Annotated in this window: 13 protein-coding genes; 7 read left to right on the plus strand and 6 right to left on the minus strand. The window is 60.5% G+C overall.

Translation table 11 applies throughout. The annotated features are described in order from the left end of the window. Positions 1 to 59 precede the first annotated feature (59 nt). On the minus strand, positions 60 to 683 hold the full coding sequence (locus tag JSS95_10470; GenBank protein MBS1800239.1) for a TetR family transcriptional regulator: 624 nt from the start codon (positions 681 to 683) through the stop codon (positions 60 to 62). 127 nt (positions 684 to 810) lie between these two features. Between JSS95_10470 and JSS95_10475 the strand changes: the two genes are divergently transcribed. The 3 genes from JSS95_10475 (at position 811) to JSS95_10485 (ending at position 5,330) form a co-directional block, all read left to right on the plus strand. Further along, positions 811 to 1,431, plus strand: a complete 621-nt coding sequence (locus JSS95_10475; GenBank protein MBS1800240.1) for an NAD(P)H-dependent oxidoreductase — start codon at positions 811 to 813, stop codon at positions 1,429 to 1,431. A gap of 281 nt (positions 1,432 to 1,712) precedes the next feature. After that, positions 1,713 to 2,096 (plus strand): hypothetical protein, encoded by a 384-nt coding sequence (locus JSS95_10480; GenBank protein ID MBS1800241.1) that lies wholly within the window; start codon positions 1,713 to 1,715, stop codon positions 2,094 to 2,096. A 159-nt stretch (positions 2,097 to 2,255) separates the two neighbouring features. Next, positions 2,256 to 5,330, plus strand: coding sequence for an LssY C-terminal domain-containing protein (locus JSS95_10485; protein MBS1800242.1), 3,075 nt, complete (start codon positions 2,256 to 2,258; stop codon positions 5,328 to 5,330). Positions 5,331 to 5,445: 115 nt separating this feature from the next. Here the strand turns inward: JSS95_10485 and JSS95_10490 are convergent, their stop codons facing one another. Next, positions 5,446 to 5,922, minus strand: a complete 477-nt coding sequence (locus tag JSS95_10490) for a ferritin-like domain-containing protein (GenBank protein ID MBS1800243.1) — start codon at positions 5,920 to 5,922, stop codon at positions 5,446 to 5,448. Positions 5,923 to 6,011: 89 nt separating this feature from the next. Further along, the gene (locus JSS95_10495) at positions 6,012 to 6,413 is read right to left on the minus strand and encodes a hypothetical protein (GenBank protein MBS1800244.1); all 402 of its coding nucleotides are present in this window, start codon (positions 6,411 to 6,413) and stop codon (positions 6,012 to 6,014) included. 74 nt (positions 6,414 to 6,487) lie between these two features. Here JSS95_10495 and JSS95_10500 point away from each other — a divergent pair, with 74 nt between their 5' ends. Beyond that, entirely contained in the window at positions 6,488 to 6,862 is a 375-nt protein-coding gene (locus JSS95_10500; protein MBS1800245.1) for a hypothetical protein, read from the plus strand. Between the two features lie 151 nt (positions 6,863 to 7,013). Here the strand turns inward: JSS95_10500 and galU are convergent, their stop codons facing one another. The 3 genes from galU to JSS95_10515 all read right to left on the minus strand — a co-directional run bounded on the left by galU (position 7,014) and on the right by JSS95_10515 (position 10,840). Then, positions 7,014 to 7,889 (minus strand): UTP--glucose-1-phosphate uridylyltransferase GalU, encoded by an 876-nt coding sequence (galU, locus tag JSS95_10505; GenBank protein ID MBS1800246.1) that lies wholly within the window; start codon positions 7,887 to 7,889, stop codon positions 7,014 to 7,016. A 420-nt stretch (positions 7,890 to 8,309) separates the two neighbouring features. Further along, positions 8,310 to 9,803: an Asp-tRNA(Asn)/Glu-tRNA(Gln) amidotransferase subunit GatB gene (gene gatB / locus JSS95_10510; GenBank protein ID MBS1800247.1), complete on the minus strand. Its 1,494-nt coding sequence runs from the start codon at positions 9,801 to 9,803 to the stop codon at positions 8,310 to 8,312. A gap of 38 nt (positions 9,804 to 9,841) precedes the next feature. Next, a complete protein-coding gene (locus JSS95_10515; protein ID MBS1800248.1) occupies positions 9,842 to 10,840 on the minus strand; it encodes a substrate-binding domain-containing protein in 999 nt (332 codons plus the stop codon). A 151-nt stretch (positions 10,841 to 10,991) separates the two neighbouring features. Here JSS95_10515 and mfd point away from each other — a divergent pair, with 151 nt between their 5' ends. The 3 genes from mfd to JSS95_10530 all read left to right on the plus strand — a co-directional run bounded on the left by mfd (position 10,992) and on the right by JSS95_10530 (position 17,048). After that, positions 10,992 to 14,663 carry a transcription-repair coupling factor gene (gene mfd / locus JSS95_10520; GenBank protein ID MBS1800249.1) on the plus strand — a complete coding sequence of 1,224 codons (3,672 nt, stop codon included), beginning with the start codon at positions 10,992 to 10,994 and terminating at the stop codon, positions 14,661 to 14,663. 126 nt (positions 14,664 to 14,789) lie between these two features. After that, a complete protein-coding gene (locus tag JSS95_10525; protein ID MBS1800250.1) occupies positions 14,790 to 15,212 on the plus strand; it encodes a cupin domain-containing protein in 423 nt (140 codons plus the stop codon). Positions 15,213 to 15,305: 93 nt separating this feature from the next. Then, positions 15,306 to 17,048 carry a DUF885 domain-containing protein gene (locus tag JSS95_10530; protein MBS1800251.1) on the plus strand — a complete coding sequence of 581 codons (1,743 nt, stop codon included), beginning with the start codon at positions 15,306 to 15,308 and terminating at the stop codon, positions 17,046 to 17,048. Positions 17,049 to 17,055 lie beyond the last annotated feature (7 nt).

Here is a 17,055-nt window from a genome sequence, read left to right on the forward strand (position 1 = left end):
ATAAAGATTCAAACAAAGCCAACCTGTTGGATTTATAAGGGAAAATCCGTGGTTGGCGTTTACTGAGCCGTCAGGTGAACTTCTATCGGCTCATCCGACGGAGAAACAACCTTCGTCAGGACCGGGAAGATCAGCGACAGCAGCGGCTGCACTGCCTCGACGGCAGGGGCATGGTTGGGGGTGTAGAACCACTGTTTGACTGCGCCGTAAATCGCCCAGGCTGCTGTCGTGGCTACGATCTCCGGTGTGAGGCCCTCGGGAGCGGCTTTGTCCTTAATACCTCTAAGGAGTGTGCGCTGAATGGCGGCCACAATGCCTGCCTCCATAAGCGGCTCAAAGGCGCTATTTCGGTTGCAGTCGGCGCTGGCATGGGTGGAGGTCAGGTAGTCGCAGGTGGCCAGGATGATCGCGCTGGCGGCCGATGGACAGGTACCGTCGAACATGATGTTGCGCTCTGCCAACAACTTATGGAAGCCTCCGGCCACCATGGCGTCGAGCAGGGCGAACTTGTCGTTGTAGTGGTCGTAGAAGGTGGCGCGGTTCACGTCGGCCAGGTCGGTGATGTCCTGGACAGAGATCTCGTCGAAGCTCTTTGTCTGCATCAGCTCGCGCAGAGATCCCTGAAGGGCATGACGGGTCCTCCGAATGCGGGGGTCGCGAACTTCACAATCTGAGATCGGCATCCTGGCTCCTCCCTATTAGAGGCTATCAGAGAGAAAAAGAATCGAACAACCAACGAGTGTCGTCTACTTCTCTGTAATACGACGTTAGTCGGTTAGACGTCTTATGTCGTTAAAAAGGAGCACTACGATGTCAACGTTACTTCATATCGATTCAAGCCCACTTCAAAGCTCCATTACGCGGGAGTTGAGCCGGGAATATGTCCTCGCCTGGAGGGCGAAAAACCCAAGTGGACAGGTGATCGAACGTGACCTTGCCGCCGATCCTGCCCGGCCGATCGACCAGAGCTGGGTCGGCGCGGCATACACCCCGGACGACGCCCAGACCGCCGAGCAGAAGCAGGTGCTTGCCCTCTCGGACCAGTTGATCGCCGAGCTGCAACAGGCCGACGAGATCGTGATTGGAGCGGCGATGCACAACTTTGGCGTCCCCGCTGTGCTGAAGCTCTGGATCGACCAGGTGGCGCGTCGCGGCAAGACCTTCGCCTACGGCGCAAACGGGCCGGAGGGTCTGCTAAAGGGCAAGAAGGCGACGGTACTGGTTGCGAGTGGCGGCGTGTACAGCGAGGGAACTCCCGGCGCGGCGATGAACTTCGTCGAGCCATATCTTCGCGCGGTGCTCGGGTTTCTTGGAATTACCGATGTGGCGTTCATCACTGCGGGCGGCGCGGCCAAGGTGATGATGGGCGCGGTCGAGCGCGGCGAGTTTCTGAAGCCAACCCTGGAGCAGGTGCGAGAGCTGGCGGCGTAAAGGGTTGTTTGTATCAGTTTTGTTTAAGGACACGGCTTTAGCCGTGTCGAAGCTCCAGCGAGGAGAGCGGCTTCAGTTGCTGAGGTCATCGTTTGCATGAGGAGCTGACCTCAGGGGCTAGCCCCTTACCTCTTCCAAAGCAGGACGGCACGGCTGAAGCCGTGCCCTTAACAAAGCGGTTCGAGGTTCGCTCGAATGTCCACTCATGCCGCGATAAAACCGCGTCATGAATGGGGAACCCGGTACCCGGCCGGTAGCCGGGTTCGATTGAGGAGAGAGAAATGAAGATCGCCGTTACGATTTCGCGCGTGTTGCTGGGGCTTCTGTTCACCGTCTTTGGGGCGAACGGGTTCCTGCACTTTATTCCGATGCAGCCCCCCGCGGGCCTCGCCGGACAGTACATGGGAGCGCTGTTTGTCTCCCACTACCTTGTTGTGGTCTTTCTGGTGCAACTGGTGGGAGGCATTCTGCTGCTTGCGAACCGGTATGTTCCTCTGGCCCTCATCCTGCTTGGGCCGGTGATTGTGAACATTGTGTGCTTCCATGCGTTTCTTGCGCCCGAGGGGCTGCCGATGGCGCTGTTTGCGACAGTGCTCTGGCTCGTCGTCTTCAGCGGCGTGCGCAGCGCCTTCTCGGGTGTCTTCGCGCAGCGGGTCAACGCCTGACAGCGGCCGGTAAGCCAAAGCAGATCAATCGAAGCGAGAAAGCGCTGGGTTATGATGCAGAGGAACGGCAGGGGCTATACTGCCGTCTCTCCGTCTTTCAAAACTACAGTCTCGTGAGGCCATATGCTGTGGCGGTCGGGTTGTCTTGCGCTGAGCAACATGCAGACGTGTCAGTACCTGCTGCTCGGCCTTCTGATGGTTCCAATCGCCTGGGCGCAGAAGCCCACAGTGCAGCAAGCGGGGGCGTCTGCGGTCGCAACCGCAGCAGAGACTCCGCTGGCTCCGATCACGATTGTGCGCAAGCCGGGCCATGAAGACGGCGAAGCGCAGATGCCGGGAGAGAAGAAGGGCAAGGTCCGCAAGATTGCGCCGCACGCTGTGGCGGCGTGGCGGGTCCGGGGTGATGCGGGTGCGCTGATCCTGGTGTTGCAGCCCGCCAAGGGGCAGGTGGCGAAGCAGTACATCCTGCGCTACTACGATCTTGCCAGCGGACGCAGGCGCGTGCTGGGGAGAGTGCCGTTCGCGTCGGGTTCGGTTGTCGAGACGAAAGAGACCGACGACCGCTGGGCCTTTGCGTTGAGCGGAATAGAGCAACCGGAGGGTTCTCCATCGGTCGTGGTCGGCGACGACCAGGCGATTCCGGGGCTGCTTTTGAACGCAACCTCTCCTGAATTTCATAGTGACCGGACGCTGAGTTTTGCGCAGGCGGGTGTGTCGAAGACGGCGAAGGTCGGCGTGCTGCTGGGGACCGAGCTCCACGAGATCTATGCTCCGCCGCAAACCGCACAGACCGCACCGAAGTACCTCCAGGTCTTTCCGAATGGCGACGCCATGGTCGAGCTGGAGAACGGTTCGATTGCCAAAGGCCGCTGGCGTACGAACGGGGAGTTGATCAATCTCTTTGGCCTGAAGGCGACCTATGCTGTGCCGGTTGCCGATCTGACTCCGGTCAAGGGCGTTCCGGCGGGGCAGCGTTTCGGCATACGGCTGACGCAGGAGCTGTCGTCGCGGTCGACGCACGAGGGCGACACGGTGAAGGCAGTGTCGATCACGCCGGTCGTGGTGGATGGCGAGATCATGGTGCCGGCGGGGTCGCACTTCGAGGGCACGGTGACGCAGGCGAACAGCACCGGCTGGGGCTTCAAGCATGAGACGGCCTCGCTGACAATCAAGTGGACGAAGGTGACGACGCCGGACGGCCATGCGCTTGAGACCGACATGCGCGTGTTCTCTGTGGAGAACGCGCAGGAGAAGGTCAACGAGCAGGGAAAGATCCAGGGAATACGGTCGACGGGGACGATCGGCAGCTCGGTGGAGAACGGCGTCCTGTCGTTCGCGGGGGTTGATCCGATTGCGTACATCTTCGCGTCGGCGTCGGGGCCGGCGGTGCTTGGAGTGGCCGAGCCGGAGATTCTGTATCACGGCGGCACGGAGCTGCTGCTGGAGAACGTGAAGCCGCTGATTACGTCGACGGTCTATCCTCCGTCGGTGCTGCCGATGGAGAAGAACGCGCAGGGACGCGAGGAGCTTCAGGCGTTCGTCAAGACGCTGCCGTATCGCACGCGGACGAAGGGGTCGAACAAGGTCTCGGACCTGACGAACCTGGTGTTTATCGGCAAGCCGGACGCTTTGCAACGCGCGTTTGCCGCGGCCGGATGGGTGCATACCGACGAGTTGTACGCCGGGTCGACCTTCCGCACGGTGAAGACGCTGACCGGCAACCAGACCTACACGCAGGCACCGATGTCGGTGCTGCTGCTCGACGAGCGGCCGCCGCTGTTCACGCTGAGCAAGACGACGAACACGTTCTCGTCGCGCCATCATCTTCGTGTCTTCCCAACCGACGACAAGTACGATGGGCAGACAGTTCTGACGTCGTCGTCGACGCAGGACATCGGCATCGCGTTTTCGCGCAAGCAGAAGACGTTCATCCACGTGATCGACCAGCACATCGACAACGAGCGGTCGAAGGTGGTGAACGACCTGATGTATACGGGCTGCGTGGAGAGCCTGGACATGGTGGATCGTCCGTGGGTGCCGCGCGATGCGTACAACTCGACCGGCGATCGTCTGCTGACGGATGGCGAAGCGGCGGTGCTGAAGATCAGCAGCTGCGAGAACCCGGTGACGACGCCGGAGACACCGGCCCCTGCGCCGAACCGTATGCAACGCTCGACGCGCAATACGGCGCTGATCATCCGCAACAGCCTGTATCGCGGCAATCTGGTGTACCAGGGGATCGCGGGCGGCTTCGCGGCGCGCAACTACTTCAAAAACGAGAGCGAACTTCCGCCGGACACGGGAGCGTGGCGCAAGACAGATGCTTCGGGTTCGGACTACAAGGGGTTCGGCTCGAATCCGGGTCTACAGCGACGAAAGCCGGGCGAGTCGCCTGGCTCAGCGCCAAGCCCGGAAGATCTGGCCGCGATTGCAAAGGCGAAGGAAGACCACAAGTGGGACCCTCCGCGCTACGAGTTTGCGCTTGAGGGCGGCTATGTGCACATGCGGTCCAGCTATCTGTCGGCCGTGGGCGTGATTGAGACCTCCTCGGTGCCGACGAATCCCACCTATTTTCTCTTCATGGCAGATGAGGTTGGCGACGGATGGGCGGCGGGCGGTTCGGTAACGGTGAATAGCTGGAAGCATTTTTCCAACGAGTTTTCGTACTTTCGCCAGCAGGTCAAATATCAGCTCGCGCTATTGAACGTTGCTATCCCTGCTGGTCAAACCGCCACCTTCGACGAAACAGATCTCGAAGCAGAACGTATCGGTCTGGTGACACGACAGTTTGAGTACAACCTGCTGATTCATCCCACGCGGCCGGCATCGCGCTGGCGGCCATATGCTGCGGTGGGGCCGGTGCTTCAGCTCGTTGCGTTGAATGGCGCTCCGCTGAAGAAGCCGGCTGGCGTTTATACGCTGGGGTTGAAGAACATCGGCCTGTTCAAGGCGGCGTTCGACTTCGGCAATACGCCTCCCCTGGACGGCGGCGGCATCTTCCACTTCGGTTTGCAATATGGAGGCGGCGTTAAGTACCGGGTGACGCCGAGGATGATGCTTCGCGCGGACTGGCGTGAGACGTGGGCGAAGAACCCGGACATCATCGCGAACAGCTACGAGGACTACGACCCCAATGCGCTCGATGAGACTTACACCACGGACGTGATCCGCGTGGGGCCGGAGAGGAAGTTCATCAAAGAGCGGTTTACGCTGGGCGTGGCGTTTACGTTTTAGGGCTTCTCGCACGGGAGAAGGCGGTTCGAGCTGCGTTCGAATGCCCCACTCATGCGATGAAGCCGCATGAATGGGGTACCCGGTTCTTCGACTCCAAACCAAATTGATGAAGCAATCAGTCGGCGATGCCAGGGTCGGGGGTATCGATGCCGAGCGCGGTGGCGAGTGCGTTGAGGTGGTCCTGCTCGTCGCGCAGGATCTCGCGCAGATCTTCGCCGAGGGCGAACTGGTTGAGCTCGTCGGCCTGCTTGACGCGGCGGCGGTAGTTGCGGATGGTCTCCTTCTCGGCTTCGAGGTCGAAGCGCAGCATCTCTTCGGCCTTGTTGGAGGTCTTCACGGACTTGGGAGTGACGGCAGGCATACCGCCGAGGTTGTCGATCCAGTAGCTGAGCTTTAGCGCGTGTGCGAGCTCTTCACCGGCGTGGACTTCGAGCTCCCCGGCGATGTTCATGTAGGCCGCTCCCTTGAGCACCTGCGAGTAGTTGACGTAGCCGATGATGGCCTGGTATTCGCGCTCAAGGTCCTGGTTGAGGAGCGCTACCAGCTTCTCGCGGGTGAAAGCGCCGTTCTTCTTCTTCGAATCTTTCGACATGCTTCTTTCTCCGTCGGGAATTTCCCTCATCTGTGTGATGCAGAAAGAAGATACAGCGTTTTGCGCGGGGAGACGATAGACCGCGGATTCTACTCGACGCTGCGCAATGCCTGAACGACTCGTCCATGCTCGTGGAGGATGGACGGGCTCTCCTGCAACAACGGCAGGTAGCGCTGGCGGAAGGCGTTGTCGGGTGCGTCTGCTGCGAAGAGCGAGGCGATGGCCTGTGCTCCGGCGATCTTCTCCTCGGCGGTTACCTTCTCATCGTCGAGGAGCTCATCGATGCTCGTGATTGCCGTTGAAAGCGGAGCGATCCAGCGAAAGTCGGCTCCGCTGAGCAATTGCTGCAGAAACGCTGCGGGCGTGACTGGTCCGACGGCCTTTTCATACGCTGCGCGCTCGTGATCGAGGATGGACTTGTGCAGCGAGAGCAGAGGCTTGCGAATGTCTTTGAGAAATTGAGTGGCGCTTTGTTCGTTGAAGGATTTCATCGGTGCTCCTGGCAATTGTTTCGTGGATCGAATTTGCTTGAGATTCTCTATTTCTTCGGGATAATGGTAGCGTCATGAGCAAGGTAAAAAGTCCGCAGGACAAGAAGCTAGCCAGCCTGAAGAAGGATGGTCGAAATATGTATGGTGAAAACGATAAATCTAGTCGGAAAAATATACCTCGTTCAAAACAACGACAACATCAGACTGAACGAAGACCAATGAAAGATGCGCTTGTCTTAGTAACTAAAGCAAAGGACAGTGAAGAAATTGACGACCTTGCCTTTGCGGCAGAGTCTGCGACGATTGCGAAGAGGCGTAAAGGGTTCGCGAAGGTTCCGGACGCATCTTTAGGTGAGGCTCTGTGGTGGAAGAGAGAGAACAATTCAAGCAACATGCACATGAACAAAAAGAAACTGTTGGTATCAATGGGGAAAATCGTAAAGGTCTAGGTGGTGTAGATGTAAATGGGCTCAATGGCTTCTGTGGGATCACAGGCAAAAAGCAGATCCCTCGGCTTCGCTCGGGATGACAACTCTTTAGGAGTGTCTTGCCGAGGGCCGAGGGAGTGGTTGGGTTTCGTGTGAGTTCTGATATTGATGCTTACAGCGGGAACTGCTTGAGCCACGCCTTGAAGTCCGCGCCGAGCTTTTCGTTCTTGAGGCCGAACTCGACAGTGGCCTTCAGGAAGCCGAGCTTGTCTCCGGCGTCGTGGCGCTTGCCCTCGTAGGTGAAGCCGTAGACGTTCTCGTGCTTGAGCAGGGCCTTGATGCCGTCGGTGAGTTGTAGCTCTCCGCCTGCGCCGGGGGTGATGGTTTCGAGCATCTCGAAGATGCGCGGTGTGAGGATGTAGCGGCCGATGATGGCGTTCTGCGACGGTGCCTCTTCGGGCCTGGGCTTCTCGACCATGTCGGAGACCTTGAGCAGGCGCGGGTTCTTCGCGTCGGGCGTGACCTTGAGGCAGCCGTAGTTCTGGATGGCTGCGCCTTCGACGACTTCGGAGCCGAGGATCGACGAGCCGGTGGCCTCGAAAGCCTCGACCATCTGCTTCATGCAGGCGGTCTTCGCGTCGACGATGTCGTCGGGCAGGATGACGCAGAAGGGCTCGTTGCCCACGATTTCTTTCGCCATGAGAACGGCGTGGCCGAGGCCGAGCGGTTCGGCCTGGCGCGTGACGGTGATCTTGGCCAGCTTCGTGACGGATTTGGCGACCTCGAGCAGCGCGGTCTTGTTCTTTGCGGCGAGTGAGGCTTCAAGCTCGGGCGCTCGGTCGAAGTGGTCTTCCATGCAGGCCTTGCCGCGGCTGGAGACGAGGATGATCTCGGTGCAGCCTGCCGCTACGGCCTCTTCGACGCCGTACTGGATCAGCGGCTTGTCGACGAGACAGAGCATCTCCTTGGGGATGGCTTTGGTGGCGGGGAGGAAGCGGGTGCCGAGGCCCGCGGCGGGGAAGACGGCTTTGCGGATTTTCTGAGTCATGAATTCCTTCGATGCAGAATCGTATGTGGGAATCGTAGCAAGGCAGGGGGAAGGTTGGGATACCACGCTTGGGGGAACTGTCTTTATTGTGCTGTTGTATGCCTTGCTTGAGGGCATCCATTCGACTTCGCTCAGGACAGGCTCTTTAGCCGTGCCGAAAGACTAAGTACAAGAAATCGGCTTCAGCCGCTGAGGTACGTTCTTCGCCGTGCGGGCAATGCCCTCAGGGGCTGAAGCCCCTCACTTATTTGAAATTTGTGGCACGGCTGAAGCCGTGCCCTTAAGCAAAGCGGTTCGAGCTTCGCTCGAATGCCCACCTTAGTCGCGATGAAACCGCGCCGAAGATGGGGCACCCAGCTGGTGGTCGTTTGAGTGTTTTACATTCCCACTCTTCACTGCGCGAAGGATGGGGCACCCGATTTACTGTGCGTCCAGTTTTTTAGTTACAAGCTCGTTGAGCAGTGCCGGATTGGCCTGGCCCTTGGAGAGTCGCATGACCTGGCCGACGAAGAAGGCGGAGACGGTCTTCTTGCCGCCCTTGTACTGCTCCACCTGTTTGGGATTCGCGGCGATGACCTCGTCAATCATCTTTTCGATCGCGCCGGTGTCGGAGATCTGCTGCGGCTTCTCGCGCTCGTAGACGGCGGCGAAGTCCTCGTTGTTCTCAAAGGCAGTATCGAGTAGCTGCTTGAGCTGCCTGGAGCTGATGGTGCCTGCTTCGAGAAGGTCGGCGGCCATAACGAGACCGTCCATCGTCACGGGGGATTGGGCGAGTTCGAGGCCCTTCAAACGCAGGCGCATCGTGAGTTCAGTAGTAAGCAGGGCGGCGACGCGGCGCGGCGACTTTGCCTTCTTGGCGGCGACCTCGAAGGTGTCGGCGAAGGACTGCGTGGCGGTCAGCGTGGCTGCGTCCTGTTCGCTGATCTCGTATTCGGCGATCATGCGTGCGCGGCGTGCCTCAGGAAGCTCAGGCATGCGCGCGATGATCTCGGCCTGCCATTCGGAGCCAACAACAAGCGGCGGAAGGTCGGGCTCGGGGAAGTAGCGGTAGTCGTGGGCCTGCTCCTTGGAGCGCATGGAGTAGGTGCGGCCTTCGCCGGAGTTCCACAAACGCGACTCCTGCACGACGCGGCCGCCGTCTTCGAGCACGCCGATCTGGCGCTCGATCTCGTACTGCACCGCAGAGCGAATGAAGCGGAAGCTGTTGACGTTCTTGACCTCGGCTTTGGTGCCGAACTGCTTTGCGCCCTTGAGCATCACGCTTACGTTCGCGTCACAGCGCAGCGAACCCTCTTCCATGTTGCAGTCGGAGACGCCGGTGTAGAGCAGTATCTCTTTCAACTTGGTGAGGTACTCGAAGACCTCGTCGGGTGTGCGCAGGTCGGGTTCGGAGACGATCTCGACCAGCGGCGTTCCGCAGCGGTTGAGGTCGATGTAGGTGCGGTTGATAGAGTCGGCAAAGCCGTCGTGCAGGCTCTTACCGGCATCCTCTTCCATGTGCAGGCGAGTGACGCCAATGCGCTTGGTGATGGGCGCGCCTGCCGCGTCGAAGGCAGGGACGTCGATCCAGCCGTGCTCGGCGATGGGCTTGTCGAACTGCGAGATCTGGTAGGCCTTGGGCGAGTCGGGGTAGAAGTAGTTTTTACGCGAGAAGATGCTGGTCTCGCGAATCTCGCAGTTGATGGCCTTGGCCGCGAGCACGGCGTACTCGACGGCCTGGCGGTTGAGCACGGGCAGTGCTCCGGGCAGGCCGAGACAGGTCGGGCACACGTGGGTGTTTGGTTCGCCACCGTACTGGTTCACGCAGCCGCAGAAGGCCTTGGTCTGTGTGAGGAGCTGAACGTGGACCTCGAGCCCGATGACGGGCTGGTATTTGGCGAGGACCTCGGGTGAGAGCGCGGTGGCGGTCGACATGGTCATCTTGATTTTATCAAGTGACGAGAGGCGAGTATCTACTGCGGGCCTGAGGACTCCTTGCGGGTGAGGATCGAGTTGACATTGCTCTTGTCGACGAGCGAGACGCCGGTGTCGACGAAGGAGGGGAAGGGCGAGAACGGGTCGAGGTCGTAATCCTCGCCCATCTTTACCGGGTAGTGATGCAGATTGTCGAGCGCACGGAGGCCGACAAGCGCCATGGTGTAGGGCTTTTGCGAGATGGTGGAGTCGATGATGCCGTCCTTGACCAGTTGCAGGGTGGCAACGTCGGTGTCCATCGCGATCAGCAGGCGGCCGGGATCGCCGTCAGCTTTGGCGCGGCGAATGGCCTCACCCACGTCCTTTCCAGCAGAGGATTGCAGGCAGATGAAGGCGTCGATGCGGTCCTTGTCCTTGCGCGCCAGGTATTGCTGGGCCTTGTCCATGGCGACGCCGGAGTCGCCCTTCATGTCGAAGACCTCGATGATTTTGATGTTAGGGAAGTTGCTGAAGACGTCCTTGTAGCCCTTGAGACGTTCGTCGAGATTGGGTTGGCCGGGCATGGTGAAGAAGACGACGTTGCCTTTGCCATTAAGAACAGCCGCTGCCCGCTGTCCGCCAAGGCGGCCTGCCTGGAGATTGTTGGTGCCGATGAAGTAGAGGCGCTTGCTGGCTGGTGCGTCTGAATCCATGGTGATGACGGGGACCCCGGCGGCGATCGCTGCATCGATCTCAGGAGTCAGGAGGGTTGCGTCTGTTACCGAGACAAGGATGCCGGAGGGTTTGGAGGCGACGACGGAGCGGAACTCCTGCACCTCGGCCTGTGGGTCGAAGTTACGCGGGCCGCGCACATCGGAGGTGACGCCGTAGTCGGCTGCGGCTTTCTGGAAGCCCTCAGCGGCGGTCTTCCAGTAAGGAAGGTCGACATTGACGGTTACCAGGTAGTAGCGCTCGCTCTTGGAGTGGCGTGTGCACCCTTCAAGAAGCGGGAGCACACCAATGACGGCGACGATGATGCCTTTCGTCCAGATACTCATTCTTCGAACCTCCGCAAAAGACATGCTGTCCGAAGCACTCGCTCAACCCGGTTGCGCGGGCAGCACCGCGGCTTACAAAAATGCGGCGGCGAGATAATACGCCCGCGCGGGCAGTTCTGGCTCTGCGGCTTCAACTAAAATCAAGGACAGCATGGTTTTACCGTTCGTCCGCGAACTGCTTGCGGAGTTGGAGCATACTGATGCTTTTGAGCGTGTACGGCGTCATCTGAGCGCCGGATCGGGGCGTCGTCGTGTCTCCGGGCTGACGGTGACGGCTCGCGCACTGTATCTGCCGTACTTCGTGCGCGCGGCCGAGGCCCCGGCGCTGATCGTTGTTTCGGACAACAAATCGGCAGAGGCGCTTCATGCGGCGGCGCTCGAGACGTGCGCGTTGACGGGCGCGCTTGAACCGTCGCAGGTGCTGCGCCTTCCCTCGCATGACGTACTTCCATTTGAAAATCTTTCGCCGCACCCGGAGATTCAGGAGACGCGCGCGTCGGCTCTGTGGAAGATATGCGCGCACAAGGCGCGAACGCCGCGGCTGGTGATCGCTCCCATCGAATCGGCCTGCATGAAGCTCTTCGATCGCGGCTACTATGCCGCGCTTGCGCTCGACCTGCGCGTGGGCGAGGAGCATCTGCCGGAGATGCTGGTGGAGCATCTGCTCTCCGTCGGCTATACGAAGGTCGATGTTGTGGAGATGCCAGGCCAGGTGACGATTCGCGGCGGCATCATCGATGTGTACTCGCCGGAGCAGGACAGCCCGGTGCGTATCGATTTCTTTGGCGATGAGATTGAGTCGATTCGCCGGTTCGATCCGGAGACGCAGCGAAGCAGCTCTTCGTTGGATCGCGCGCTGCTGCTGCCGCTGACCGAAACTCCTGTGACGGAGAAGCTGCTTGGCGCGATCAATGCGCGGCTTACACGTGCTGGTGTTGCAGGCGCCGCACTTGAGGGTGGCGAGGAGCCGGTGGAGTTGCAGACGCACGTTGCTACGCGTACGGGTGAGGCAACAGTATTCCCCGGCTGGGAGTTTTTCGCGCCGGTTGCGGGCGCGAAGAGCACCCTGCTCGATTTGCTGGGTCCGTCGACGCGCGTCTTCGTCGAAGAGCCGGCGATGGTGAAGAACCAGGGCGAGCGCTGGTGGAACAAGGTGGAGCAGAGGCACGAGCGCTCGGGCATCGGCTCGCTGGTGCGCGCGGAGGACATCTATCTGTCGCCGTGGGAGCTTGAGGACCGGCTGCGCCGCACGACGGGCTGCGACCTTGACCAGCTAGGCGCAGTGGATGTTCTCGATGCCGAGCGCAACGAGCTTTCAGAGATCGAGTTTTCGACGCGGCCCACGCAGCGTTTTCATGGTTCGATCCCGGCGATGATCGAAGCCTTGCAGTCTTTGATGCGGCAGGAGGCACGCATTCTGCTGACCGCGCCGAACCAGGGTGAGGTGGAGCGGCTGGCCGGACTGTTGCAGGAGTATCAGGTACCGTATCGCCTGGGGTCGCGCACGGAGCAGCATGGCTCGTCGACGGTGTACTCGGAGTCGAGCTATCTGGCGGGTGACCTGCGCACGCCGGTGATCGTCAAGACGGCGATTGCGGCGGGCGTGCAGATACTCGACCAGGACAAGACGACGGCGCGGCAGATTGTCGTCTTCGGCGCACAGGACCTCTCGGACGAAGCCGACGTCACGGCGCGTCCGGTGCGGCGAGCGAAGTCGAAGGCGGCGGCGTTCATCTCCGACTTTCGCGACCTCGCAGTCGGCGACTACGTCGTGCATGTGGAGCACGGCATCGCGCGCTACATGGGGCTGCGCGTGATCGAGGAGAACGGTCAGCCTCCGCTCGAGCTGATGATCCTGGAGTTCGCCGACGAGGCGAAGCTGTATGTTCCGCTGACGCGGCTCGACCTGATCCAGAAGTATCGCTCAACCGAGACGGGCCCCGCGCCTGTGTTGAACAAGCTCGGCTCGCAGGGATGGCAGAAGACCAAGGCGCGCGTAAAGAAGGCGATGGCCGACATGGCCGCGGAGCTGCTGAAGCTCTATGCCCAGCGCGAGGCCACGCAGGGCATGCCCTTTTCGCCCGACACCAACATGCAGCGCGAGTTTGAGGACGCTTTCGACTTCAACGAGACCGACGACCAGTTGAACGCCATCGCCGACATCAAGCAGGACATGGAGTCGACGCAGCCGATGGACCGCCTGCTGTGCGGTGACGTGGGCTACGGCAAGACCGAGGTCGCCATGCGCGCGGCCTTCAAGGCAGTGCAGGACTCGAAGCAAGTGGCGGTGCTGACGCCGACGACGGTGCTCAGCTTTCAACACTACGAGAGCTTCAAGCGCCGATTCGCGAACTTCCCGGTCACGGTCGAGATGATTTCGCGCTTTAGGACTCCAAAGGAGCAGAAGGAGATTCTGGAGAAGGCCGCCGAGGGCAAGATCGACATCCTGATCGGCACACACCGCATCCTGTCGAAGGACCTGAAGTTTCAGGACCTCGGCCTGCTGGTGGTCGACGAGGAGCAGCGCTTCGGCGTGCGCCATAAGGAGCGGCTGAAGCACATGCGCACGGCCATCGATGTGTTGAGCATGTCGGCGACGCCGATTCCGCGCACACTGCATATGTCGCTGATCGGGTTGAGGGACATGAGCGTTATCGAGACGCCGCCGAAGGACCGCATGGCGATCCAGACCATCGTCGCGAAGTTCGACGAGAAGCTGGTGCGCACGGCCATCGAGGTGGAGCTGGAGCGCGGCGGGCAGGCGTACTTCGTGCACAACCGCGTGGAGACGATCTACGACATCGCCGCGAAGATACGAGAACTGGTGCCGCAGGCGCGCATCGTCGTGGGCCACGGACAGTTGCCGGAGGCGGAGCTGGAGCGCGTGATGCTCGCCTTTATGAATCACGAGTACGACGTGCTGGTGGCGACATCGATCATCGAGAACGGGCTAGACATTCCGCTTGCGAACACGATCGTCATCAACCGCGCAGATCGCCACGGATTGAGCGAACTTTATCAGTTGCGCGGTCGTGTGGGGCGCTCGAACCGCCGCGCGTATGCGTATCTGCTGATTCCGCCGGAGCAGGAGCTGACGGAGATTGCGCGCCGCCGCCTTGCGGCATTGAAGGAGTTCTCGGACCTTGGCGCAGGTTTCAAGATCGCAGCGCTCGATCTGGAGCTGCGCGGTGCAGGCAACATGCTCGGCGGCGAGCAGTCGGGACACATCGAAGCCATCGGCTTCGAGATGTACACGTCGATGCTCGAAGAGGCTGTGCGCAAGATCAAGGGCGAAGAGGACAAGCCCGCGCACGCCGATACGCAGGTCAACCTGGGCATCAGCGTGCGTATCGACGCGGACTACATCCCGGAGGAGAACCAGCGTCTGCGGATGTACAAGAAGATTGCCGGCGCGGAGGACGTGTCGATGCTGGCCGATGTGCGGGCAGAACTCAAGGATCGCTACGGAGAGCCGCCTGAGTCCGTCGAGAACCTGCTTGCGGCAGGCGAGATTCGTCTGATGGCACAGCAGCTTGGCGTCGCACTGATCGACCGCAAGCGCACGCAGGTCGAGCAGAACAAGGTGAAGACCTTCGTCGAGATGCTGCATGTGAAGTTCGCGGAGCGCGACGGCGCGGCGCAGAGCAATGCCAACAGCGTCGATCCCGGCGTGTTGATGAAGCTGGTGAGCCGCAACACGAAACGCGGCGCGCAGTTTACGCCGCAGGGCGTGTTGCGCTGGCCGTTGACGAGTGCGAAGGCGGACGTTGTCCTGGAAGAGACGCGAGCGCTACTCGATTCGCTGACAAACAAAAGTGGTTGATATTGATTCAACGTTCTAAACCACTTGCGGGAAAGAATGTGACGAATGCAGACGGCCTGTGGGAAAAATATGCTGCGCGCCGAGCGAGCCGGCGGTATGATCGCATTCTGATCGATGAGGCAGCTCATGCATGAGACGATCCGGGTCGGCGAGATGAGCGTGACTTTTCTGAAGACGCGCCACGAGACCGGCGGCGCGCTTGAGATGTATGAGGTCACGCTGCCTCCTGTCGTCAGCGTTGTTGTGCCGCATATCCACCGCGACTACGACGAGATCGTCCTCGGCATGAACGGCATCACGACGTGGACGCTGGACGGCGAGGTCATCGAGCTGCATCCGGGCGGCCGCATCATGATTCCGCGCGGCACGCCGCACTTCTTCGCCAACCTGCACGAGACGACAGCCCGCATGGTGTGCCTGCAAACTCCAGGCATGATGGGGCCCGAATACTTCCGCGAGATCGCGCAACACTTCAATGCAGACGTGCCCGACGTCGCGGCGATCGGCGAGGTGATGAACCGCTACGGTGTAACGCCGATCACGCGGTAACTATTTCAGCGGCGGCTCAGTTGCCTTACACTGCTGTGTGTGACGACCATGCAACTTCGCGGCCTCGTATCTTCCATACTTCTTGGGACAACCATGCTGACATCTGCATCTGCGCAACGAGTCTCTGCCGACGGCGGCAACCAGACCTTCACCTTTCTCGCGGACCAGTATTTCAACGACGTGCTCTTCCACTTCTCGCCCACGCTGGGAACGCAGATGGGGCTACACCAGTACGACAACGAGTTGGAAAACTACTCCGCCGGTACGGTTGAAAAGCAGGTGGTCGCGCTGAAGGTTTACGAGAAAAAGATCGCTGCGATCGATTCGTCAGCGATGGACGCGCCAGTCGCCTCCGACCAGGCGATCCTGCTTAACAGCATCCGCTCGCAGTTGCTTTCGCTTGAGGTGATCCGCAATTGGGAGAAGAGCCCCGACAACTATTCGAGCGGCGTTACCAACTCGATCTTCGTGCTGATGGAGCGGCCATTCGCTCCGCCGAATGCTCGTCTGCGCTCCGTCGTGGAACGCGAGAAGCAGATCCCGCGGGTCTTCGTGGAGGCGCGGAAGAACCTGAAGAACCCGCCGCGCATCTTTACCGAGATTGCACTCGAGCAGATCGACGGCCTGGTGAGCTTCTTCGAGAAGGACGTTCCGGCTGCCTTCGCCGAGGCCGACGATACGAAGGCAAAGGCAGAGTTTGCGGCGTCGAATGCAGCGGTCATCAACGCGTTGAAAGAATATGGCGCGTGGATGAAGACCGACCTGCTGCCGCGCTCGAACGGCGACTATAGGCTGGGAGCGGAGACGTTCGCGAAGAAGCTCAGCTACGACGAGATGGTCGATGTTCCGCTGCCGCGTCTTCTCGATATCGCGATGGCCGACCTGCACCGCAACCAGCAGGAGTTCGCGCGCATCGCGAAGGAGGTCGATCCATCGAAGACGCCGCTAGAGGTGCTGGCCGAGCTGGCGACCATTCATCCCGCGCCGGACAAACTTCTCGACACCTTTCACGGCACCTTCGACTCCCTGATTGCCTACATACGCGCGCACAAGATCATCACGATCCCCAGCGACGTGCAGCCGGTGCTCGAGGAGACGCCGCCCTTCATGCGCGCAACGACCTTCGCTTCGATGGACCCTCCGGGGCCGTTCGAGACGCGATCGACGAAGGCGTACTTCAACGTCACACTACCGGAAAAAGGCTGGTCGCAGGAGCATGTTGCCGGGCACATGGCAAGCTTCAACGTGGGAACCATCATCTCGACCAGCATTCACGAGGCCTATCCCGGCCACTATGTGCAGTTCCTCTTTCAGAACCAGTTTCCGTCGAAGGTGAGGAAGATCGTTTGGGCGAACTCGAACATCGAGGGTTGGGCGCACTACACCGAGGAGATGATGCTCGACGAGGGCTACGCCGCCGCGCCTCCGAACGCCACGCCGGCGCAGGTGCGCGAGGCGAGACTCATTAAACTTGGCCAATTGCAGGACGCTCTTCTGCGCGACGCGCGCTTCGTCAACTCGATCAAGCTGCACACGGGGCTGGGTGAACCGGGCGGCAAGTGGACGATCGATCAGGCGGTCGACTTCTTTGTGAAGGAAGGCTACCAGTCACGCTCGGTGGGGCTGGTCGAAACCAAGCGCGGCACCGCCGACGCGACGTATCTCTACTACACGCTGGGCAAGCTGGAGATCATGAAGCTGCGCGAAGACGTGAAGAAGAAGCAGGGCGCGGCCTTCAGCCTGCAACAGTTCCACGACGACTTCATGCGCCAGGGCTTTGCGCCGGTCAAGGTCATCCGCAAGGCGATGCTGCACGACGATTCGCCTGTGCTGTAGCGGCAGG

It is taken from the genome of Acidobacteriota bacterium (assembly GCA_018268895.1).
Taxonomy (GTDB): domain Bacteria; phylum Acidobacteriota; class Terriglobia; order Terriglobales; family Acidobacteriaceae; genus Edaphobacter.